The 19,617-nt window shown below is 77.5% G+C and carries 2 protein-coding genes; both read left to right on the plus strand.

From position 1 onward, the window contains the following. Nucleotides 1-43 precede the first annotated feature (43 nt). The gene (locus tag ACZ4SV_RS14520; RefSeq protein WP_468004357.1) at nt 44-1,588 is read left to right on the plus strand and encodes a prenyltransferase/squalene oxidase repeat-containing protein; all 1,545 of its coding nucleotides are present in this window, start codon (nt 44-46) and stop codon (nt 1,586-1,588) included. Between the two features lie 821 nt (nt 1,589-2,409). Beyond that, entirely contained in the window at nt 2,410-19,608 is a 17,199-nt protein-coding gene (locus ACZ4SV_RS14525; protein WP_468004359.1) for an SDR family NAD(P)-dependent oxidoreductase, read from the plus strand. The last annotated feature ends 9 nt before the right edge of the window (nt 19,609-19,617 follow it).

A 19,617-nucleotide genomic window follows, 5' to 3' on the forward strand; every position in this document is an offset into this window, starting at 1 on the left:
GACGGTTTGGACGCGGCACCGGTACGGGTGCATGGTGACAGCCATGGGCGTGGTCCCCTCCCCGCGAGACGGTCTGACGGCGGCCCGGCAGCGGCTGGCCGGGCGCGTTCTGGCGCGGATCGGCCGGGACGGGCTGGTCCAGGCCCCCTGCCGCAGCCGCGCACTGGAGTCCGCGCTGGCGCTGCCCCTGCTGCGCCGGTACGCCCCGCATCCGGCCGCCGCGGCCAGGCTGACCGGCCATCTGCGGCACCGCGCCGCAGCCCGGCCGGAGCCCCGCCTCGACGCGCTGGTCGCCGCCGCCGCGCTGCGGCCGGGAGGATCCGGGCGGGCGCTGGGTGCGGTCCTGGACAACTTCGTCCACTTCACCGGTGCGCGCAAGCGCCTGTTGCTGCGCGCCGTGGACACCGCGCTGGCAGGCCCCGGGGCCGCCCCCGGTTCCGCGTCACCCGCGGACCTCGGCGGGACGACGGCGGACCTGCATCCGTGGAGCGCGGCCGTGGTGACGGCGTGCCTGGTCATCGAGACCGGCCGCGCGGACACCGCCCGGCGCCGGCTGCTGCTCGCCGCGCAGCGCGGCCCGGGCATCTGGGAGGGGCACGTGCTGTGCCACCTGCTGACCCTGCACGCACTCGCCCGCCTGGGCGGACACGAGGACGTGGTCACGGCCGGCGTGGCACGGCTGCTGGCCCATCAGAGAGCCGACGGCGGGTTCCCGTTCATCTGCGGTGAGGAAGTGTTCGTCTCCGCGCTCGCCGCGTCGGCCCTGGCCGGCAGCGCCGACGAAGCGGCCCGCAGCGCCGCGCACCGCGTCTGCGGCCGTCTCGCCCGTCTCCAGGGCGCCGACGGCGGCTGGGCGTACGCGCCCCGGGTCGAGCAGACCGACGTGGACACCACCTGCGTGGTGCTGGAGGCACTGCGCGCGACCGACCCTGCCCGCCACCACGGCGCCGTCCGGGCGGGCGAGCACTACCTCCTGGCGCTGCGCGGCGCCGACGGCGGCTTCCCCACCTACCGGGCGGGCGCGCCGTCCGAAGTGGTGATGACCGCCGCCGCGGCCGGCACGCTCGACCCCGCCGCACCCGGCGCACCGGAAGTGCTCGCCGGCGCCCTCACGTTCATCACCGGACGCCAGAACCCTGCCGGAACCTACGAGGAAGGATGGAGCCGCAGCGACGCCAACGCCCTGTTCCGGACGCAGTGGGCGCTGCGCCGCGCCAACCTGGTCCCCGACCCGGCGGTACGCCGGGCCGCGCGGGAGGCGACCGGCCGCGCCCTGGGCTACCTGGCCGTCAGCCGCAACGCGGACGGCGGGTGGGGCCAGCGGCCGGGCGAGCCCAGCGATCCCGTGAGCACGGCCTTCTCCCTCGGCACCGAGGCGGTCGCCGGCGCGGCCTCGGAACCCTCGCTGCGGCGCGGCCTCGGCTATCTGCTCTCCCGGCAGGCCGGCGACGGATCCTTCCCCAGCCGGCCCGACTCCACCGGGCCGCGCGGACTGGTCTTCGACGTGCCCGCCCTCGCGGACGTCTACGTCCTGCGCGCCCTCACCTGCCTCCAGAACCTGGGCGGAACGGAGCGCGGCGAGCGGTGACCCCGGCTCGCTGCGCCGGCCGCCCGCTCCTTTATCAGCCAGTGCCCTCGTGCGCCCGGGAACGCGTGCTCGGCGTTCATCCGGCGCACACATCGACCTTTGTCCGGGCTTATCTGAACGAGTCGCGGAGATCAGAACCGATTGCGCGACGGCCGGAAATCGACGGGTCTTTTCCGCCACCCTGGCGTGGAGAAAGGGATCCGGCCAGATGTCGGTTGACATGTACTCGGAGAGCAAGTGATGATCCATTTGCTTTCTTCCGGCAGCGCATCGCGCAGCAATACCGTCACAGCGGACAGTGTGGTCCGGTTGACTTCGATGTCGCTCCTGTTCCAGCGAGTCCGACACCGAAAGATGACGCTCTATGAGTTCTTCCGCCGTTGTCCGCAGTGAAGGCGATACGGGTTCGAAGAGGACGACTGGCTCGTTCACGCCTGCGTTCCCGCCTGTTTCGCCGCCTGTTCCGCTGACGCAATCCCATCGCCCGGCCGCTATCCGCTGGTGTTGACACGCGGTGAGCGCACGGTCGTCGTGGTGACCCCGGCCACGCGTCCGCGGTGCCGCCGCGACCTGTGACCTTTCCGTCGCCACCGCCGTCCCCAACCGGCCCGGGTACGGCACCGCGCACCGCGTCGCGGCCGCGCGTCCCGCCGTGCCGGCGGAGGCCGCTCGCGCAACGCGCACGGGGCCGCGCCGCCGCACGCTCACCGATCGTCCGCCGTCGCGGACGGCCACGAGAACCGCACCGCTCACCGGCCACGCGGCCGGCCGCCCCGTCAGTCACCGGCTGACCGCCGAGAACCCCGAAAGGTCGCGTTCCCATGGACAGCGGACACACGGCAGGCGCCGGCCGGCTCCCCGCGGCGGACACCCCGATCGCGGTCATCGGCGTCTCCTGCCGGCTGCCCGGAGCGCCCTCCCCGCACGCGTACTGGCGTCTGCTCAGCGAAGGAACGGACGCCGTCGTCCCCACGCCCCCCGAGCGGTGGGGCAGCGGGCACGGGGGCTTCCTGGACTGGTCCGCCGTCACCGGGTTCGACGCGGCGTTCTTCGGGATCGGTCCGCGCGAGGCCCTGGCGATGGACCCCCAGCAGCGGCTGACCCTGGAACTGGGCTGGGAGGCCCTGGAAGACGCCCGCCTCCTCCCCGAGCGCCTGGCGGGCAGCCGCACCGGTGTGTTCGTCGGCGCCATCTGGGACGACTACGCCACCCTGCTGCACCGGCAGGGCACCGGCGCCGTCGGCCGGCACTGGCTCACGGGACTGCAACGCGGCATCATCGCCAACCGCGTCTCCTACCGGCTGGGCCTGCGCGGGCCGAGTCTGACGGTCGACTCGGCGCAGTCGTCCTCGCTGGTGGCCGTGCACCTGGCGTGCGAGAGCCTGCGCCGCGGCGAGAGCGAACTGGCGCTGGCCGGCGGCGTCAACCTGGCCCTGGCCGCGGAGAGCACCGCCCTGTCGGACGCCATGGGCGGTCTGTCCCCGGACGGACGGGTCCGCACCTTCGACGCCCGCGCCAACGGCTACGTCCGGGGCGAGGGCGGCGCGCTCGTCGTCCTCAAGCCCCTCGACCGGGCCCTCGCCGACGGCGATCCGGTCGTCTGCGTGATCCGCGGCAGCGCCACCAACAACGACGGCGGCGGCGACAGCCTGACGGCGCCCGACCCCCGCGCCCAGGAAGAGGTGATCCGGCGGGCCCACGCACGCGCCGGCACCACCCCCGACGACATCCAGTACGTCGAACTGCACGGCACGGGAACACCGGCCGGCGACCCGGTCGAGGCCGCCGCGCTGGGAGCGGCCCTGGGCCGCGACCGCAGCGCGGACACGCCCGCGCTGCGCGTCGGGTCCGTCAAGACCAACATCGGTCACCTGGAAGGCGCCGCGGGCATCGCCGGGCTGGTCAAGGTGGCCCTGAGCCTGAAGCACCGGCGGCTCCCGCCGACCCTGCACCACGAGAGCCCCCACCCCCGTATCCCGCTGGACGAGCTGAACCTGCGCGTCCAGACGGAGCTGACCCCGTGGCCGGACGAGCGACGCGACCTCGTGGCCGGCGTCAGCTCCTTCGGCCTGGGCGGCAGCAACTGCCACGTGGTGCTCGCCGAGGCGCCACGCGTCCCCACCGCCGGACCGGAACGGACGCCCGGCCCGCAGGAGACGGCCCCCGCTCCCGGACCGGACCGGACGCCCGATCCGCAGGAGACGGCCCCCGTGCCGTGGGTCCTGTCGGCGCGCACCGCCGAGGCACTGCGGGCGCAGGCCGCGCGGCTCGCCGAGTTCGTGTCGGAGCGGCCCGCACTGGACGCGGCCGACATCGGGCACTCCCTGGTCACCACCCGGACGGCGTTCGCGCACCGCGCGGTGGTCGTGGGCGCCGGCCGGGAGGAGCTCCTCGCCGGACTCGCCGCCGTCGGCGAGGGCCGGCCGGCCAGGAACGCCGTCGTCTCCGCCGGGCCGGCCGCGCGCGGCCGGACCGTCCTGGTCTTCCCCGGCCAGGGCTCGCAGTGGGCGGCGATGGGACGCGGGCTGCTCGCAAGCAGCGAGCCCTTCACCCGGCGGATCGCGGAGTGCGAACGTGCCCTCTCCCCGTTCGTCGACTGGTCCCTGACCGCGGTGCTGCGGGAGGAACCCGGCGCGCCGTCGCTGGACCGGGTCGACGTGGTGCAGCCCGTGCTGTGGGCCGTCATGGTCGCGCTCGCGGAGGTCTGGCGGGCCCACGGCGTGACACCCGACGCCGTCGTCGGCCACTCCCAGGGCGAGATCGCCGCCGCGCAGGTGGCCGGCGTGCTGACGCTGCGCGACGCCGCGAAGATCGTCGCGCTGCGCTCGCGGGCCCTCGCCCGGCTCGCGGGCACCGGCGGGATGATCTCCGTACCGCTGCCGGCCGCCGAGGTCGCGGACCGCATCGCGCCCTGGGGCGACCGGCTCGCCGTCGCCGCCGTCAACGGGCCGTCCTCCACCGTGCTGGCGGGCGAGACCGCCGTACTCGACCGGCTGCTGGCCGCCTACCAGGCGGAGGACGTCCGCGCCCGCCGTATCGACGTCGACTACGCCTCGCACTCCCCGGGCGTCGAGGCCGTACGGGAGGAACTCCTCGACGCCCTCGCCGACATCACCCCCCGGCCCGCCGCCGGCATCGCCTTCTACTCGACCGTGACCGCGGCCCGCGTGGCGGACACCACGGAGCTGGGCACCAAGTACTGGTATCGCAACCTGCGCGGGACCGTCCGGTTCGAGGAGACCGTCCGCGCGCTCCTCGCCGACGGTCACCGGCTGTTCGTCGAGTCCAGCCCGCACCCCGTCCTCGCCGTGGGCGTCCAGGAGACCATCGATCTGGCCACCGCGGCGGACGACCCGGCGGCCGTCTTCGGCACCCTCCGCCGCGACCAGGGCGACCGGGCCCGGCTGCTGACCTCGCTCGCCCAGGCCCACGTGGCCGGGGCCGGCGTGGACTGGGCACCGGTGTTCCCCGGCGCCCGCCCGGCCGACCTGCCCACGTACGGCTTCCAGCGCCGGACGTACTGGCTGCCCACGGACCGGCCCGCCACCGCGGAGACCGGCACCACGGCCGCCGGCACCGAGGCGGTCGCCGGGCCCGACGCCGGGACCGGGCGGTCCTGGGCGCAGCGGCTGGCCGCGGCGGCGGAGCAGGACCGGGAGGCCCTGCTGCTCGGGCTGGTCGAGGACGAGACCGCCGCCGTACTGGGCCACGACTCCGCCGCCGCGGTCGACCCGCACCTGGACTTCAAGGCGCTGGGCTTCGACTCGCTCGCCGCCGTGGAACTGCGCAACCGCCTCAACGCCGCCACCGGCCTGCGCCTGTCCGCCACCACCGTCTTCGCCCACCCCACCCCGCGCGCCCTGGCCGCCCACCTGCGGACCGCCCTGTCCGGCGCCGCCCCCGCCGCGGTGCCCGCCGCCCGGCCGGCCGCCGTACCCGACGACGAACCCGTGGCCATCGTGGGGATGGCCTGCCGCTTCCCGGGCGGCGTGGAAGGCCCCGACGACCTGTGGCGGCTGGTCGCCGACGGCCGGGACGCGATCACCCCGTTCCCGGACAACCGGGGCTGGGACCTCGACGCCCTCTACCACCCCGATCCCGCGCACCCGGGCACCTCCACCACCCGGCACGGCGGCTTCCTGCACGACGCCGACCGGTTCGACGCCGAGTTCTTCGGGATGTCGCCGCGTGAGGCCCGGGCGACCGACCCGCAGCAGCGGCTCCTGCTGGAGACGGCGTGGGAGGCGTTCGAGCGGGCCGGGCTCGACCCCGCCGCCCTGCGCGGCAGCAGCACCGGCGTCTTCACGGGCCTCATGGCCTCCGACTACGGACCGCGCCTCCACGAAGCCGGGGACGGCACGGACGGACACCTGCTCACCGGCACCGCCGGGAGCGTGGCCTCCGGCCGGCTGGCCTACGTCTTCGGTCTCGAAGGGCCCGCGGTGTCGGTCGACACGGCCTGCTCGTCCTCGCTGGTCGCGCTCCACCTGGCCGCGCAGTCGCTGCGCCGGGGGGAGTGCTCCCTCGCGCTGGCGGGCGGCGTGACGGTGATGCCGACGCCCGGCACGTTCGTGGAGTTCTCCCGCCAGCGCGGGCTGTCGCCGGACGGGCGCTGCAAGGCGTTCGCGGCCGCCGCCGACGGCACCGGCTGGGGCGAGGGCGTCGGTGTCCTGCTCGTGGAACGGCTCTCGGACGCGCGGCGCAACGGGCACCGGGTGCTCGCCGTGGTCCGCGGCTCCGCCGTCAACCAGGACGGCGCCAGCAACGGGCTGACCGCACCGAGCGGCCCCGCCCAGGAACGGGTGATCCGGCAGGCCCTCGCCGGGGCCGGGCTGACGGCGGCCGACGTGGACGCCGTGGAGGCCCACGGCACCGGCACCCGGCTCGGCGACCCCATCGAGGCCGAGGCGATCCTCGCGACGTACGGACAGGAGCGTCCGGCCGGCCGCCCGGTGCTGCTCGGCTCAGTGAAGTCCAACATCGGGCATCCGCAGGCCGCCGCCGGTGTGGCGGGTGTGATCAAGATGGTGCTGGCGATGCGGCACGGGGTGCTGCCCAGGACGCTGCACGTGGACGAGCCGTCGCCCGAGGTGGACTGGTCGGCCGGCGCGGTGGCGCTGCTGACCGAGAACACCCCGTGGGAGAAGGCGGACGGACCGCGCCGGGCCGGGGTGTCCTCGTTCGGGATCAGCGGCACCAACGCCCACGTCATCCTCGAAGAACCCGAACCCGAACCCGAACCCGAGCCCTCCGCGTCCGCTCCCGCACCGGACGCCGGTGCCTTCCCGGCCCCGCTGCCGCTGGTGCTGTCCGCGAAGCACCCCGAGGCCCTGCGCGAGCTGGCCCTGCGGCTCGCGCGGCACTTGACCGCCGAGCACCCGCCGCGGCCGGTGGACGTGGCGTACACGCTGGCCACCACCCGTTCGGCGTTCGAGCACCGGGCCGTGGTCCTGGGCACCGGCCGCGAGGACCTGCTCGCGGGCCTGGCCGCCGTGGCCGCCGGCGCCCGGGGCGTGGTGGTGCGGGGGACGGCCGGTGACGCCGGTGCCGTCCCCGCCCTGGTGGCGTCCGCCGCCGAGGACTTCGCCCAGGGCGTCGGCGTGGACTGGGACGTGCTCTTCGCCGGCGGCGACGCGCGCCACTCCGAGCTGCCCGTCTACCCCTTCCGCAAGGAACGGCACTGGCTGGAGACGCCCCGGCCCCGCACGGGCACGTCCGACGAGCGGGAGCGGCGGTTCTGGACGGCCGTGGAGCAGGGCGACCCGGAGGCCTTCGCCGAGGAAGTGGGCCTCGACGGCCCCGGCACACCCGACGACCCCGCCGTCGCGGCACTGACCGCCGCGCTGCCCGCGCTGTCCCGCTGGCACAGCCGGCGGCGGTCCGACGCCGGCCTGGACGGCCTGCGCTACCGGATCACCTGGCGCCGCCTGGCCCCCGCCCCGGCCGCCACGGCGCACGGGACCTGGCTCGTCGTCCTCCCCGACGGCACACCGCCCGCCCCGTGGGCCGAGGCGGCGGTGCGCGCGCTCACCGCCCACGGCGCCGCCGTACGCCAGGTGTGCCTGCCCCCGGACGCCGACCGCGCGGCCGTCGGCGCGCTCCTGCGCCCCCACCTGGAGGCGGCCCCGCCGGCCGGCGTCCTCTTCCTGCCGGGACCCGCCCACAGTCGTACGGCCGGACCGTCCAGCCTCCTCGCCCTCACCCAGGCGCTCGGCGACCTGGAGGTGCCCGCCCCCTTGTGGTGCGCCACCACCGGGGCCGTGGGCACCGGACCCGACGATCCGGTCCGCGACGCCGGCCAGGCGCAGTGGTGGGGACTGGGGCGGATCGCCGCGCTGGAGCACCCCGAACGGTGGGGCGGCCTCCTCGACCTGCCCGAACACCCCGACGACGCCTCGGCCGAGCGGCTGGGCCGCGTGCTCGCCGGCGCGGCGGGCGACGAGGACCAACTGGCGCTGCGACCGCACGGCGTGCTGGCCCGCCGCCTGGAACACGCGCCGGCCAGGGCCGGCGCCCACCGGCCCTGGCGGACCCACGGCACCGCCCTGGTCACCGGCGGCACGGGCGCGCTGGGCGGCCGGGTCGCGCGATGGCTGGCCGCAGCCGGCGCCGAGCACCTGCTGCTGGTGAGCCGCCGCGGGGAAGAGGCGCCCGGAGCCGGGGAACTGCGCGCCGGCCTCGAAGCGCTCGGGGCGCGCGTCACGTTCGCCGCGTGCGACGCCGCCGACCGCGACGCCCTCGCCGCCGTACTCGCCGCCGTACCGGCGGAGCTGCCGCTGACCACCGTGGTGCACGCGGCCGGACAGCTCGACGACGCCCTGCTCGACGCGCTGACCCCGGCTCAGCTGGAACGGGCGCTGCACGCCAAGACGGCGGCGGCCCGCACCCTGGACGAGCTGACCCGCGACCGGGACCTGGCCGCCTTCGTCCTCTTCTCCTCCGTGGCCGCCACCTGGGGCCTGGCCGGACAGGGCGGATACGCCCCCGGCAACGCCTTCCTCGACGCCCTCGCCGAACGCCGGCGAGCCGAGGGCCTGCCCGCCACCTCGATCGCCTGGGGCGCCTGGGACGGCGGCGGCATGGCGGACGGCACGGCCGTCGCGGACGCGTTCGCCCGGATCGGCCTGGGACGGCTCCGCCCGGAGGAGGGCCTCGCCGCGCTGGACCGGGCCCTCGCGGGCGAGGACGTCTGCGTCACCGTCGCCCGCGTCGACTGGGACACCTTCCTCCCCGCCGCGACGGCGGCCCGGCCCCGGCCCCTGTTCGACACGCTGCCCGAGGCCCGCCGGACGGCCGCCGCCCAGCCCTCCGCCGCGGACCTGGCCCGGCGGCTCACCGGGCTCGGGCCCGCGGAGCGCACGGAGGAAGTGGCCGCCGTCGTCCGCCGGACCGTCGCCGCCGTGCTCGGCTTCGACTCCTCGCGGCGGATCCGGGACCGACGCACCTTCCACGAACTGGGCCTCACCTCGCTCACCGCGGTGGAACTGCGCAACCGGCTGAACGCCGCCACCGGACTGCGCCTGCCGGCCACCCTCGTCTTCGACCACCCCACGCCCCAGGCCGTGACCCGGCTCGTCCTCGGCCTGCTCACCGGCGAGGACGACGGCGGCCGGGAGCGGTCCGCTCACCCGGACGCCCCGCGCCCGGCCGCCGCCGCCGAACCGGTCGCGATCGTCGGCATGGCCTGCCGCTACCCCGGCGCGGTGACCTCCCCCGAGGACCTGTGGACCCTCGTCGCGTCCGGCGGCGACGCGATCGGCGGCATGCCCGGCGACCGCGGCTGGGACCTGGACCGGCTGTTCCACCCGGAACCGGGCCGGCCCGGCACCACGTACACCCGCAGCGGCGGATTCCTTTACGACGCCGCCGACTTCGACGCCGAGTTCTTCGGCATCAGCCCCCGCGAGGCACTCGCCACGGACCCGCAGCAGCGGCTCCTGCTGGAGACGAGCTGGGAGGCGTTCGAGCGGGCCGGCATCGACCCCGCCGCCCTGCGCGGCACCGACACCGGGGTCTACGTCGGCGCGTCCGCCGGCGAGTACGGCCCGCGCCTGGCCGACCCGGCCGGCGGCGCGGACGGCTACGCCCTCACCGGCGGCGCCCCGAGCGTGATCTCGGGCCGGGTCGCCTACACGCTGGGCCTCGAAGGACCCGCGGTGTCGGTCGACACGGCGTGCTCGTCCTCGCTGGTCGCGCTGCACCTGGCCGCGCAGGCGCTGCGCCAGGGGGAGTGCTCGCTCGCCTTGGCGGGCGGGGTGACCGTCATGTCCGGTCCCGGTGTGTTCCTGGAGTTCTCCCGCCAGCGCGGGCTGTCGCCGGACGGGCGCTGCAAGGCCTTCGCGGCCGCCGCCGACGGCACGGGCTGGGCCGAGGGCGTCGGCGTGGTGGTGCTGGAGCGGCTGTCGGACGCGCGGCGCAACGGGCACCGGGTGCTCGCCGTGGTCCGCGGCTCCGCCGTCAACCAGGACGGCGCGAGCAACGGGCTGACCGCGCCCAACGGACCGTCCCAGGAGCGGGTCATCCGGCAGGCGCTCACCGCCGCCGGACTGACGGCCGCCGACGTGGACGCCGTCGAGGCCCACGGCACCGGCACCCGGCTCGGCGACCCCATCGAGGCACAGGCCATCCTCGCCACCTACGGCCGGGACCGGGGCGCCGCGCAGCCCGTCCGGCTCGGCTCGGTGAAGTCCAACATCGGGCATCCGCAGGCCGCCGCCGGTGTGGCGGGTGTGATCAAGATGGTGCTGGCGATGCGGCACGGGGTGCTGCCCAGGACGCTGCACGTGGACGAGCCGTCGCCCGAGGTGGACTGGTCGGCCGGCGCGGTGGCGCTGCTGACCGAGAACACGGCGTGGGAGAAGGCGGACGGTCCGCGCCGGGCGGGCGTGTCCTCGTTCGGGATGAGCGGCACCAACGCCCACGTCATCCTCGAAGAACCGCACGGCGAGCCCGGTCCCCGGCCCGCGGACAGCCCGCCGTCCGCGTCGCCCGGCGGCCCGGACAGCCCGTCGTCCGCGTCGCCCGGCGGCCCGGACACCGTGCCCTGGATGCTCTCCGCACGGACCCCCGGCGCGCTGCGCGCCCTGGCCGAGCGGCTGGCGGGCGCCGTGACACGCGACCCGGACACCGCGGACCCGCACGCCGTCGCCCGCGCCCTGGCCACCACCCGTTCGGCGTTCGAGCACCGGGCCGTGGTCCTGGGCACCGGCCGCGAAGACCTGCTCGCGGGCCTGGCCGCCGTGGCCGCCGGCGCCCAGGGCGTGGTGGCCCACCCGGCGCCCGGCAACGGCGTACCCGCGGCCGGCCCGGTGGCGGACGCCGCCGAGGACTTCACCCGGGGCGGCGAGGTCGACTGGACGGCGGTCCTCGGCCACGCCGACGGGCCGCCGGCGGAACTGCCCACCTACCCCTTCCAGCGCAAGCGGTACTGGCTGGACGCTCCCGCCACCCCGGCCGCGCCCGGCGCGGGCCGGCCGCTCGACCACCCGCTGCTGTCGTCGGCCGTGCACCTGGCGGCCACCGGCGAACACGTCCTCACCGGCCGCCTCACGGACCGGGCGCAGCCCTGGCTCGAGGACCACCGGGTCGCCGGCACCGTCCTGCTGCCGGGCACCGCCTTCGCCGAACTGGCGCTGCGCGCCGGCGCCCACGTCGGCTGCGAGGTCCTGCACGAACTCAGCCTGACCGCCCCGCTCCTCGCCCCGCCCTCCGGCCACACCGCCCTCCAGGTGACGGTCGGCACACCCGACGAGGCGGGCCGCCGGCCCGTGCGGATCTTCTCCCGGCACGAGGACGGCGGCGCGGAGGAGCCGTGGACCCGGCACGCCGACGGTCTCCTCGCCACGGCCGGCACGGAGGCCGACGACGACACCCCCGGCCTCGCCGCGTGGCCGCCGCCCGGCGCGACCCCCCTCGACGTCACGGACCTCTACGAGCGGCTGGCCCACCGCGGCTACGGCTACGGCCCCGCGTTCCAGGGCCTGACCCGGGCCTGGCGGCACGGCGACGCCGTCCTCGCCGAGGTGGCCCTCGCCGACCCCGAGACCGCCGAGGCCGACCGCTACGCACTGCACCCGGCCCTGCTCGACGCCGCCCTGCACACCATCGGCCTCGCGGCGGACGACCCGGACGGCGCCCCGGCCGTGCTGCCGTTCGCCTGGCAGCACGTCTCCGTCACGGCCCCCGGCGCCGCCGCCCTGCGGGTACGGCTGACGCTCACCGGACCGGGACAGGCATCGCTGACGGCGTACGACACGCAGGGGCGGCGGACCGCGGCCGTCGGCTCCGTCGTCCTGCGGCCCGTACCCGAGGACCTGACGGCCGGCCGGCCCGCCGGCCCGGCGGCGCTGTACCGCCTGGACTGGCCGGCCCTCGCCGCGCCCGACGGGCAGGCCGTACCGCGCCCGGTGGTGCTCGGCGCGGACACCGGTCCGGTCCTCGCCGGGCCGGCCGCCGGTGCGCCGGCGCTCCGCTACGCCGGCCTGGCCGCGCTCCAGGAAGCGCTGGACGCCGGTGAGCCGGTGCCGGAACTGGTCCTCGCCGATGCCACGCCGGTGGCGGAAGGCGTCCTTGCCGGTGCCACGTCGGTTCTGGAGGCCGTCCGCGCCGATGCCGTGGAAGCCGTCCGTGCCGGTGCCCCGGGAGCCGTCCGCGATGATGGTTCGGAATCCGTCCGCGCCGGTGCCGTGCCGGGCGCCGGCGGTGCCGTACCGAACGCCGCCGGTGCCGTGCCGGGCGCCGCCGGTGCCGGGGCGCCGCCCCGTGCGGCGGCGGAGGCGGTCGCGCGGGTCCTCGCGCTCGTCCAGGACTGGCTCGCGGACGACCGGCTCGCGCACGCGCGCCTGGTGCTGGTGACCCGTGGGGCCGTGGCGGTGTCCGCCGCCGACGCGGCCGACCCCGCCGGGGCCGCCGTATGGGGACTGCTCCGCTCCGCCCAGACCGAGCACCCGGGCCGCTTCGTCCTCGCCGACGTGGACGGCACCGAGGCCTCGGCCCGCGTGCTGGCGTCCGCGGCCGCCGGCGACGAGCCCCAACTGGCCCTGCGGGACGGGACCGTCCACGTGCCCCGCCTGGTCCGGCACACCACCCCGGCGCCACGGACCTCCCCGGTGTTCGACCCGGACGGCACCGTCCTCGTCACCGGCGGCACCGGTCTGCTGGGCCGGCTCGTCGCCCGCCACCTGGTGACCGGGCACGGCGTACGCCACCTGCTGCTGGTCAGCCGGAGCGGGGAGAACGCCCCCGGCGCCGCGGAACTGCGGGCCGAACTGGCCGGGCACGGCGCTCAGGTCACCGTGGCCGCGTGCGACCTGACCGACACCGACGCCCTGGCCGGGCTCTGGTCGGCGCTCCCGGCCGAGCACCCGCTGACGGCCGTGGTGCACGCCGCCGGCACGCTGGACGACGGCCCGGTCGGGACGCTGACGCCCGAGCGCCTGCACCGCGTGCTGCGCCCCAAGGCCGATGTGGCCTGGCACCTGCACGAACTGACCCGCGGCCTGGACCTGTCCGCCTTCGTGCTGTTCTCCTCCGCCGCCGGAGTGCTCGGCTCGGCCGGACAGGGCAACTACGCGGCGGCCAACGCCTTCCTCGACGCCCTCGCCGCCCACCGCCGGGCCCAGGGCCTGCCCGCCACCTCGCTGGCCTGGGGACTGTGGGAGGAACGCAGCGGGCTGACCGCCGGACTCGACGCCACCGATCTGCACCGCCTGGCCCGCACCGGGGTCCGGCCGCTGACCACCGCGGACGGACTCGCCCTCCTGGACGCGGCCCTGGCCGCCGACGCGCCCGCCCTGGTACCGGTGCACCTGGACCCCGGCGCCCTCCGGGCCGGCCGCGCGGCCGACGCCGGCAGCCGGTCCGTTCCGGCACCGCTGCGCGGTCTGCCGCGCCCCGTCCCGGCCGGCGGCCCGCGGCGCTCCCGGCGCACCGCCGCCCCGGCCGGCGCGCTCGCCGAGCGGGTGCGCGCGCTGACCGCACCCGAACGCCCGCGCTTCCTGGCCGCCCTGGTGCGCGAGGAGTCGGCCGCCGTGCTGGGCCTGGACCCGATGGACGAGACACACGACACGCGGGCCTTCGCCGACCTGGGCATGGACTCCCTCACCGGACTGGAACTGCGCAACCGGCTCTCCGCGCTGACCGGGCTCACCCTCCCGGCCGGGCTGGTGTTCGACCAGCCCACACCGGGCGAGCTGGCCGGATGGCTGGCGGACGCGCTCCTCGGCTCCGGGGCCACCGAGCCCGGCCCGGCACGGCTGCGCGGCCGGGCCGCCGACGACGAACCGATCGCGATCGTCTCCATGGCCTGCCGGTACCCGGGCACTCCCGGCACCGGTGACATCACCACGCCCGACGCCTTCTGGGCGCTGGTCGCCGCCGGCGCCGACGCCGTCGGCGACATGCCGCCCGACCGGGGCTGGAACCTGGCAGAGCTCTACGATCCCGAGCCGGGCCGTCCGGGCCGCAGCTACACCCGCCGGGGCGCGTTCCTGCGCGGCGCGGCGGACTTCGACGCCGCCTTCTTCGGGATCAACCCGCGCGAGGCCCTGGCTATGGACCCGCAGCAGCGCCTGCTGCTGCAGACGAGCTGGGAGGCCGTCGAACGGGCCGGCATCGATCCGGCCGCCCTGCGCGGCACCCGGAGCGGGGTCTTCGCCGGGGTGATGTACCACGACTACGGGTCCTGGGCGCGCCGTGTGCCCGAGGAGGTCGCCGGCTACCTCGCCTCCGGCACGGCCGGCAGCGTGGCGTCCGGCCGGGTGGCGTACACGCTGGGCCTCGAAGGGCCCGCGGTGTCGGTCGACACGGCCTGCTCCTCCTCGCTGGTCGCGCTCCACCTGGCGGTGCAGTCCCTGCGCTCGGGCGAGAGCGACCTGGCGCTGGCCGGCGGCGTGACGGTGATGGCGACCCCCACGCCCTTCGTCGAGTTCTCCCGCCAGCGCGGGCTCGCCGCCGACGGGCGCTGCAAGCCGTTCGCCGCGGCGGCCGACGGCACCGGCTGGGGCGAGGGCGCGGGCGTCCTCCTGCTGGAGCGGCTGTCGGACGCCCGCGCCCACGGCCACCCCGTGCTCGCCGTGGTCCGCGGCTCGGCCGTCAACCAGGACGGCGCGAGCAACGGGCTGACCGCGCCCAACGGACCGTCCCAGGAGCGGGTCATCCGGCAGGCGCTCACCGCCGCCGGGCTGACGGCCGCCGACGTGGACGCCGTGGAGGCCCACGGCACCGGCACCTCGCTCGGCGACCCGATCGAGGCGGAGGCGGTCCTCGCGGTCTACGGCCAGGACCGCCCGGCCGAGCGACCGCTGCTCCTCGGCTCGGTCAAGTCCAACATCGGCCACACCCAGGCCGCCGCGGGCGTCGCCGGCGTCATCAAGACGGTGATGGCCATGCGGCACGGCGCCCTGCCCAGGACCCTGCACCTCGACGAGCCGACGCCGCACGTCGACTGGTCCGCCGGCACGGTGCGGCTGCTCGACGACAGCGTGCCGTGGCCGACGACCGGCAGACCGCGCCGGGCCGGTGTGTCCTCCTTCGGCATCAGCGGCACCAACGCCCACGTCATCCTCGAACAGGCTCCGCCGGACCCGGCCGCCGCCCACCGCGCGCAGCCCCGGGTGCCGGCCGCCGGTGAGGCCGTGCCCTGGCTGCTGTCGGCCCGCGGCGCCGACGGGCTGCGCGCCCAGGCGGCCCGGCTGCGGCAGCGCCTGGCCGACCGCCCGGACCTGCGCCCGCTCGACGTCGGCTACTCGCTGGCCACCGGCCGTACCGCGTTCGAGCACCGGGCGGCCCTCGTCTGCGCCACCCGCGAGGACTTCCTGGAGCGGCTGGACGACCTGTGCTCCGGGGAAGCCGTGCCCGGACAGGAACGGGGCCGCGTCACCGGCGGCGGCCTGGCCTTCCTGTTCGCGGGACAGGGCAGCCAGCGGCCCGGCATGGGCCGGCAGTTGCGCGCCCGGTACCCCGTCTTCGCCGAGGCGTTCGACGCGGTCTGCGCGGAGCTGGACGGCCATCTCGCGCGCCCGCTGCGCGAGGTCGTCGACGCGGAGGACGACACGGAGGAGCCGGGACTGCTCGACACCACCGCGTACACCCAGCCGGCCCTGTTCGCCGTCGAGGTGGCTCTCTTCCGGCTGCTCGAACACTGGGGCGTCCGCCCGGACGTGCTGGCCGGACACTCCGTCGGCGAACTGGCCGCCGCCCACGTCGCCGGCGTGCTGAGCCTGCCCGACGCCGCCGCGCTGGTGGCCGCCCGGGGCCGGCTCATGCAGGCGCTCCCGCCCGGCGGGGCCATGGTGGCGGTGGGCGCCCCCGAGTCCGAGGTGCTGCCCCTGCTCACCGAGCACGTCGGGGTGGCCGCCGTCAACGGCCCGGCCGCGGTGGTGCTGTCGGGACGGGCGGCCGACGTCCTCGCGGTCGCGGACCGGCTCGACGACCGCGGGCACCGGATCACCCGGCTGCGCGTCAGCCACGCCTTCCACTCGCCCGAGATGGAACCGATGCTCGCCGGCCTGCGCGCCGTCGCCGAGGGCCTGACCTTCCACCCGCCGCGCATCCCCCTCGTGTCCACGGTGACCGGACGCCCGGCGACGGCCGAGGAGCTGTGCTCACCGGCGTACTGGACCGCACAGGCGCGCAGGCCCGTCCGCTTCCACGACGCGGTACGGCGACTGGTGCGGGACGGCGCCCGGACCCTGCTGGACATCGGGCCCGACGGCTCGCTCGCCGGTCTGGCCGCGGGCGCCGGGGACCCGGCCGTGGCGGCCGTCGCCGCGCTGCGCCGCGACCGGCCCGAGGCGGAGGCACTGGCCGACGCGCTGGGCCGGCTGCACGTCCGCGGCACCGCCGTCGACTGGGAGGCGTACTTCACCGGGACCGGCGCCCGGCGCGTCGACCTGCCGACATACGCCTTCCAGCCGGAACGGTTCTGGCTGGAGGCGGCGACGGAACCGTCCGTCCCGGCGGACTCCGGGCTGCGCTCCCCGGACCACCCGCTGCTGGGCGCCTGCGTGGACCTCCCCGACACCGACGAACTGGTCCTCACCGGCGCGCTGTCACCCGGTACGCACCCCTGGCTGGCCGGTCACCGGGTGCGCGGCGAGGTCCTGCTGCCCGGCGCCGCCTTCGTGGAACTGGCCCGGCACGCGGGAGCCCGGCTCGGCTGCGGCCACCTGGCCGACCTCACCCTGCACACTCCGCTGGCGCTGCCCGGCCCCGGCGCCGTACACCTGCGGGTGCGCGTGAGCGGGGACGACGGCGACGGCCGGCGCCGGCTGTCCGTGCACGCCCGCGCCGCCGCCGCGCCCGAGGAGCCGTGGACCCTGCACGCCACCGGCCTGCTGACCCGGCCGGCACCCGCGGGCGAGCGGCCGCCCGCCGGCGCCTGGCCGCCGCCCGGCGCGGTACCGGTGCCGGTCGAGGGCCTGTACGACGAACTGGCCGCGACCGGCGTCGAGTACGGCCCGCCCTTCCGGGGACTGCGCGCCGCGTGGCTCCACGACGGTGACGTCCTCGCCGAGGTGGCGCTGCCCGAGGACGCCGCCGCCGACGCCGGACGGTTCGGCCTCCACCCCGCCCTGCTGGACGCGGCCCTGCACGCCGCCGCCCTGCTCACGCCGCGCGGCACCGCCGACACCGAGGACGCGGCCCCGCGCCTGCCCTTCGCCTGGACCGACGTGGCGCTGCGCGCCGTCGGCGCGGACCGGCTGCGGGTACGGCTCACCGCGCGCGGCGAGACCCTGTCCCTCCATCTCGCCGACGCCGACGGGGAGCACGTCGGCACCGTCGGCTCGCTGCTGCTGCGCCCGGCCGCACCGGCCGGAGGAGAGCCCGCCGCGCTGCCGACCCTCTACGAGCTGCGGTGGCCGGCCCTGCCCGCAGGCCCCGCCCCGGCACCCACGAACGCGGCCCTGCTGGGCACGGACCCGGCGGACGGCCCCGACACCGTGCCGGGCGCCGTGCGGTACACCGGCCTCGACACCCTGCTGGCGGCGCTCGACCAGGGCGCGGAGGCACCCCGGGTGCTGTTCGCGCCGGCCGCCACCGGGGACCCGGACGACACCCTCCCCGCACGCACGCGCACCGCGCTCGACGGCACCGCCGGCCTGCTGCGGCGCTGGTCGGCCGAGCCGCGCCTGGCCGGCACCCGCCTGGTGCTGCTGACCCGCGGCGCGGTGGCCGCCGCCCCCGGCGACCCGGCACCCGATCCGGCGGCCGGCGCGGTATGGGGGCTCGGCCGCTCCGCGCAGAGCGAGCACCCCGGCCGGCTCGTCCTCGCGGACACCGACCGGGACCCCGCCTCGGCCGCCGTACTGCCGGCAGCCGCGCTGTCGGGGGAGGAGCAGCTCGCCGTGCGCGCCGGTGCCGTCACCGTGCCCCGGCTCGCCGCCGCCCCGGCCGGACCCGGCCCCGCCGCCCCGGTGTTCGACTCCGCCGGCACCGTCCTGGTCACCGGCGGCACCGGCGGGCTGGGCGCCCGGATCGCCCGCCACCTGGTCACCGCGCACGGCGTACGGCACCTGCTGCTCGCCGGACGGCGCGGGCCGGACGCCCCGGGCGCGTCCCACCTGGCCGCCGAGCTGGCCGGGCTGGGCGCCGAGGTGCGCCTCGCCGCCTGCGACGTCTCCGACCGCCAGGCCCTCGCCCTACTCCTGGACTCCCTTCCGGCCGACCGGCCCCTGCGCGCCGTGGTGCACTGCGCCGCGGTGCTCGACGACGGCGTGCTGGCCTCGCTCACCCCCGAGCGTGTCGACCGGGTCCTGCGGGCGAAGGCCGACGCGGCCTGGCACCTGCATGAGCTGACCGCGGACCGGTACCTGACCGCCTTCGTGCTCTTCTCGTCCGTCGCGGGCGTGCTGGGCGCCGCCGGACAGGGCAACTACGCCGCGGCCAACGCCTTCCTCGACGCCCTCGCCGAGGTCCGCCGCGCGCAGGGCCTGCCCGGCACGGCGCTGGCCTGGGGCTGGTGGGACGGCACGGAGGGCATGGCGGGCGGACTCGGCACCGCCGACCGGGCCCGGCTGGCCCGGACGGGCGTCACCGCCTTCGAGTCCGCCGAGGCGCTCGCCCTGTTCGACACGGCACTCGGACGCGGGACGGCGGCGCTCGTGCCGGTCCGCCTGGACGCCGCCGTCCTGCGCGCGCACGCCCGGCGGGGCACGCTCGCCCCGGTCCTGCGCGCGCTGGCGGCCGGCCCGGCGGCCCCGCCCCACGAGACGCCGGCCCCCGCGCGCCGGGCGCCGGCCGTCGCGCCGTGGCGCGAACGCCTGCGGGACGCCGGCCCCGACCAGCGCGAACACGTCCTGCTCACCTTGGTGCGCCGCGAGGTGGCCACGGTCCTCGGCAGGCCCTCGCCGGCCGGCGTGGACGCGCACGACCGGCTGCTCGACCTGGGCTTCGACTCCCTGACGGCCGTCGAACTCCGCAACCGCCTCGACGAGCTGACCGGCCTGCACCTGCCCGTCACGCTGGTCTTCGACCACCCGACGCCCGCGCGGCTGGCCGGCCACCTGTCGGCATCCCTGCCGGACGAGGCCGGACCCCGGTCCGCCGGCCCGGACGGCGAGCCGCCGGCCGCGCCGGGCGGTGAGCCGCTGGGCGTACCGGGCGGTGACCTGCGGGGCGTAGCGGACGGTGATTCGCGGGGCGTGCCGGGCAGTGAGCCGTCGGCCGTGCCGGACGGTGATCCGCCGGGCGTACCGGACGGTGATCCGCCGGGTGACCCAGGCGGTGACCCGCCGGGAGTAGCGGCCGGTGGCCCCCCGGCCGGATCAGGCGGCGGCCTCCTGGCCGAGCTGGACCGGCTGACGCGGTCCCTCGCCGAGACACCTCCGGAACCGCGCCTGCGGCAGGGCGTGGAGCGGCGGCTGACCGAGCTGCTGTCCACGTGGCGGCAGCAGCCCGCCCCGGCCGAGACGCTGCCGGCCGGCTCCCCGGCCCCGGCGGCGCGGGACGGCGGCCTCGCCGACGCCACCACCGCCGACGAACTCCTGGCCTTCATCGACAAGAACCTCAGAAGGCCCTGACCGCCCTCC

The sequence above is a fragment of the Streptomyces sp. NPDC027672 genome (genome assembly GCF_055566335.1).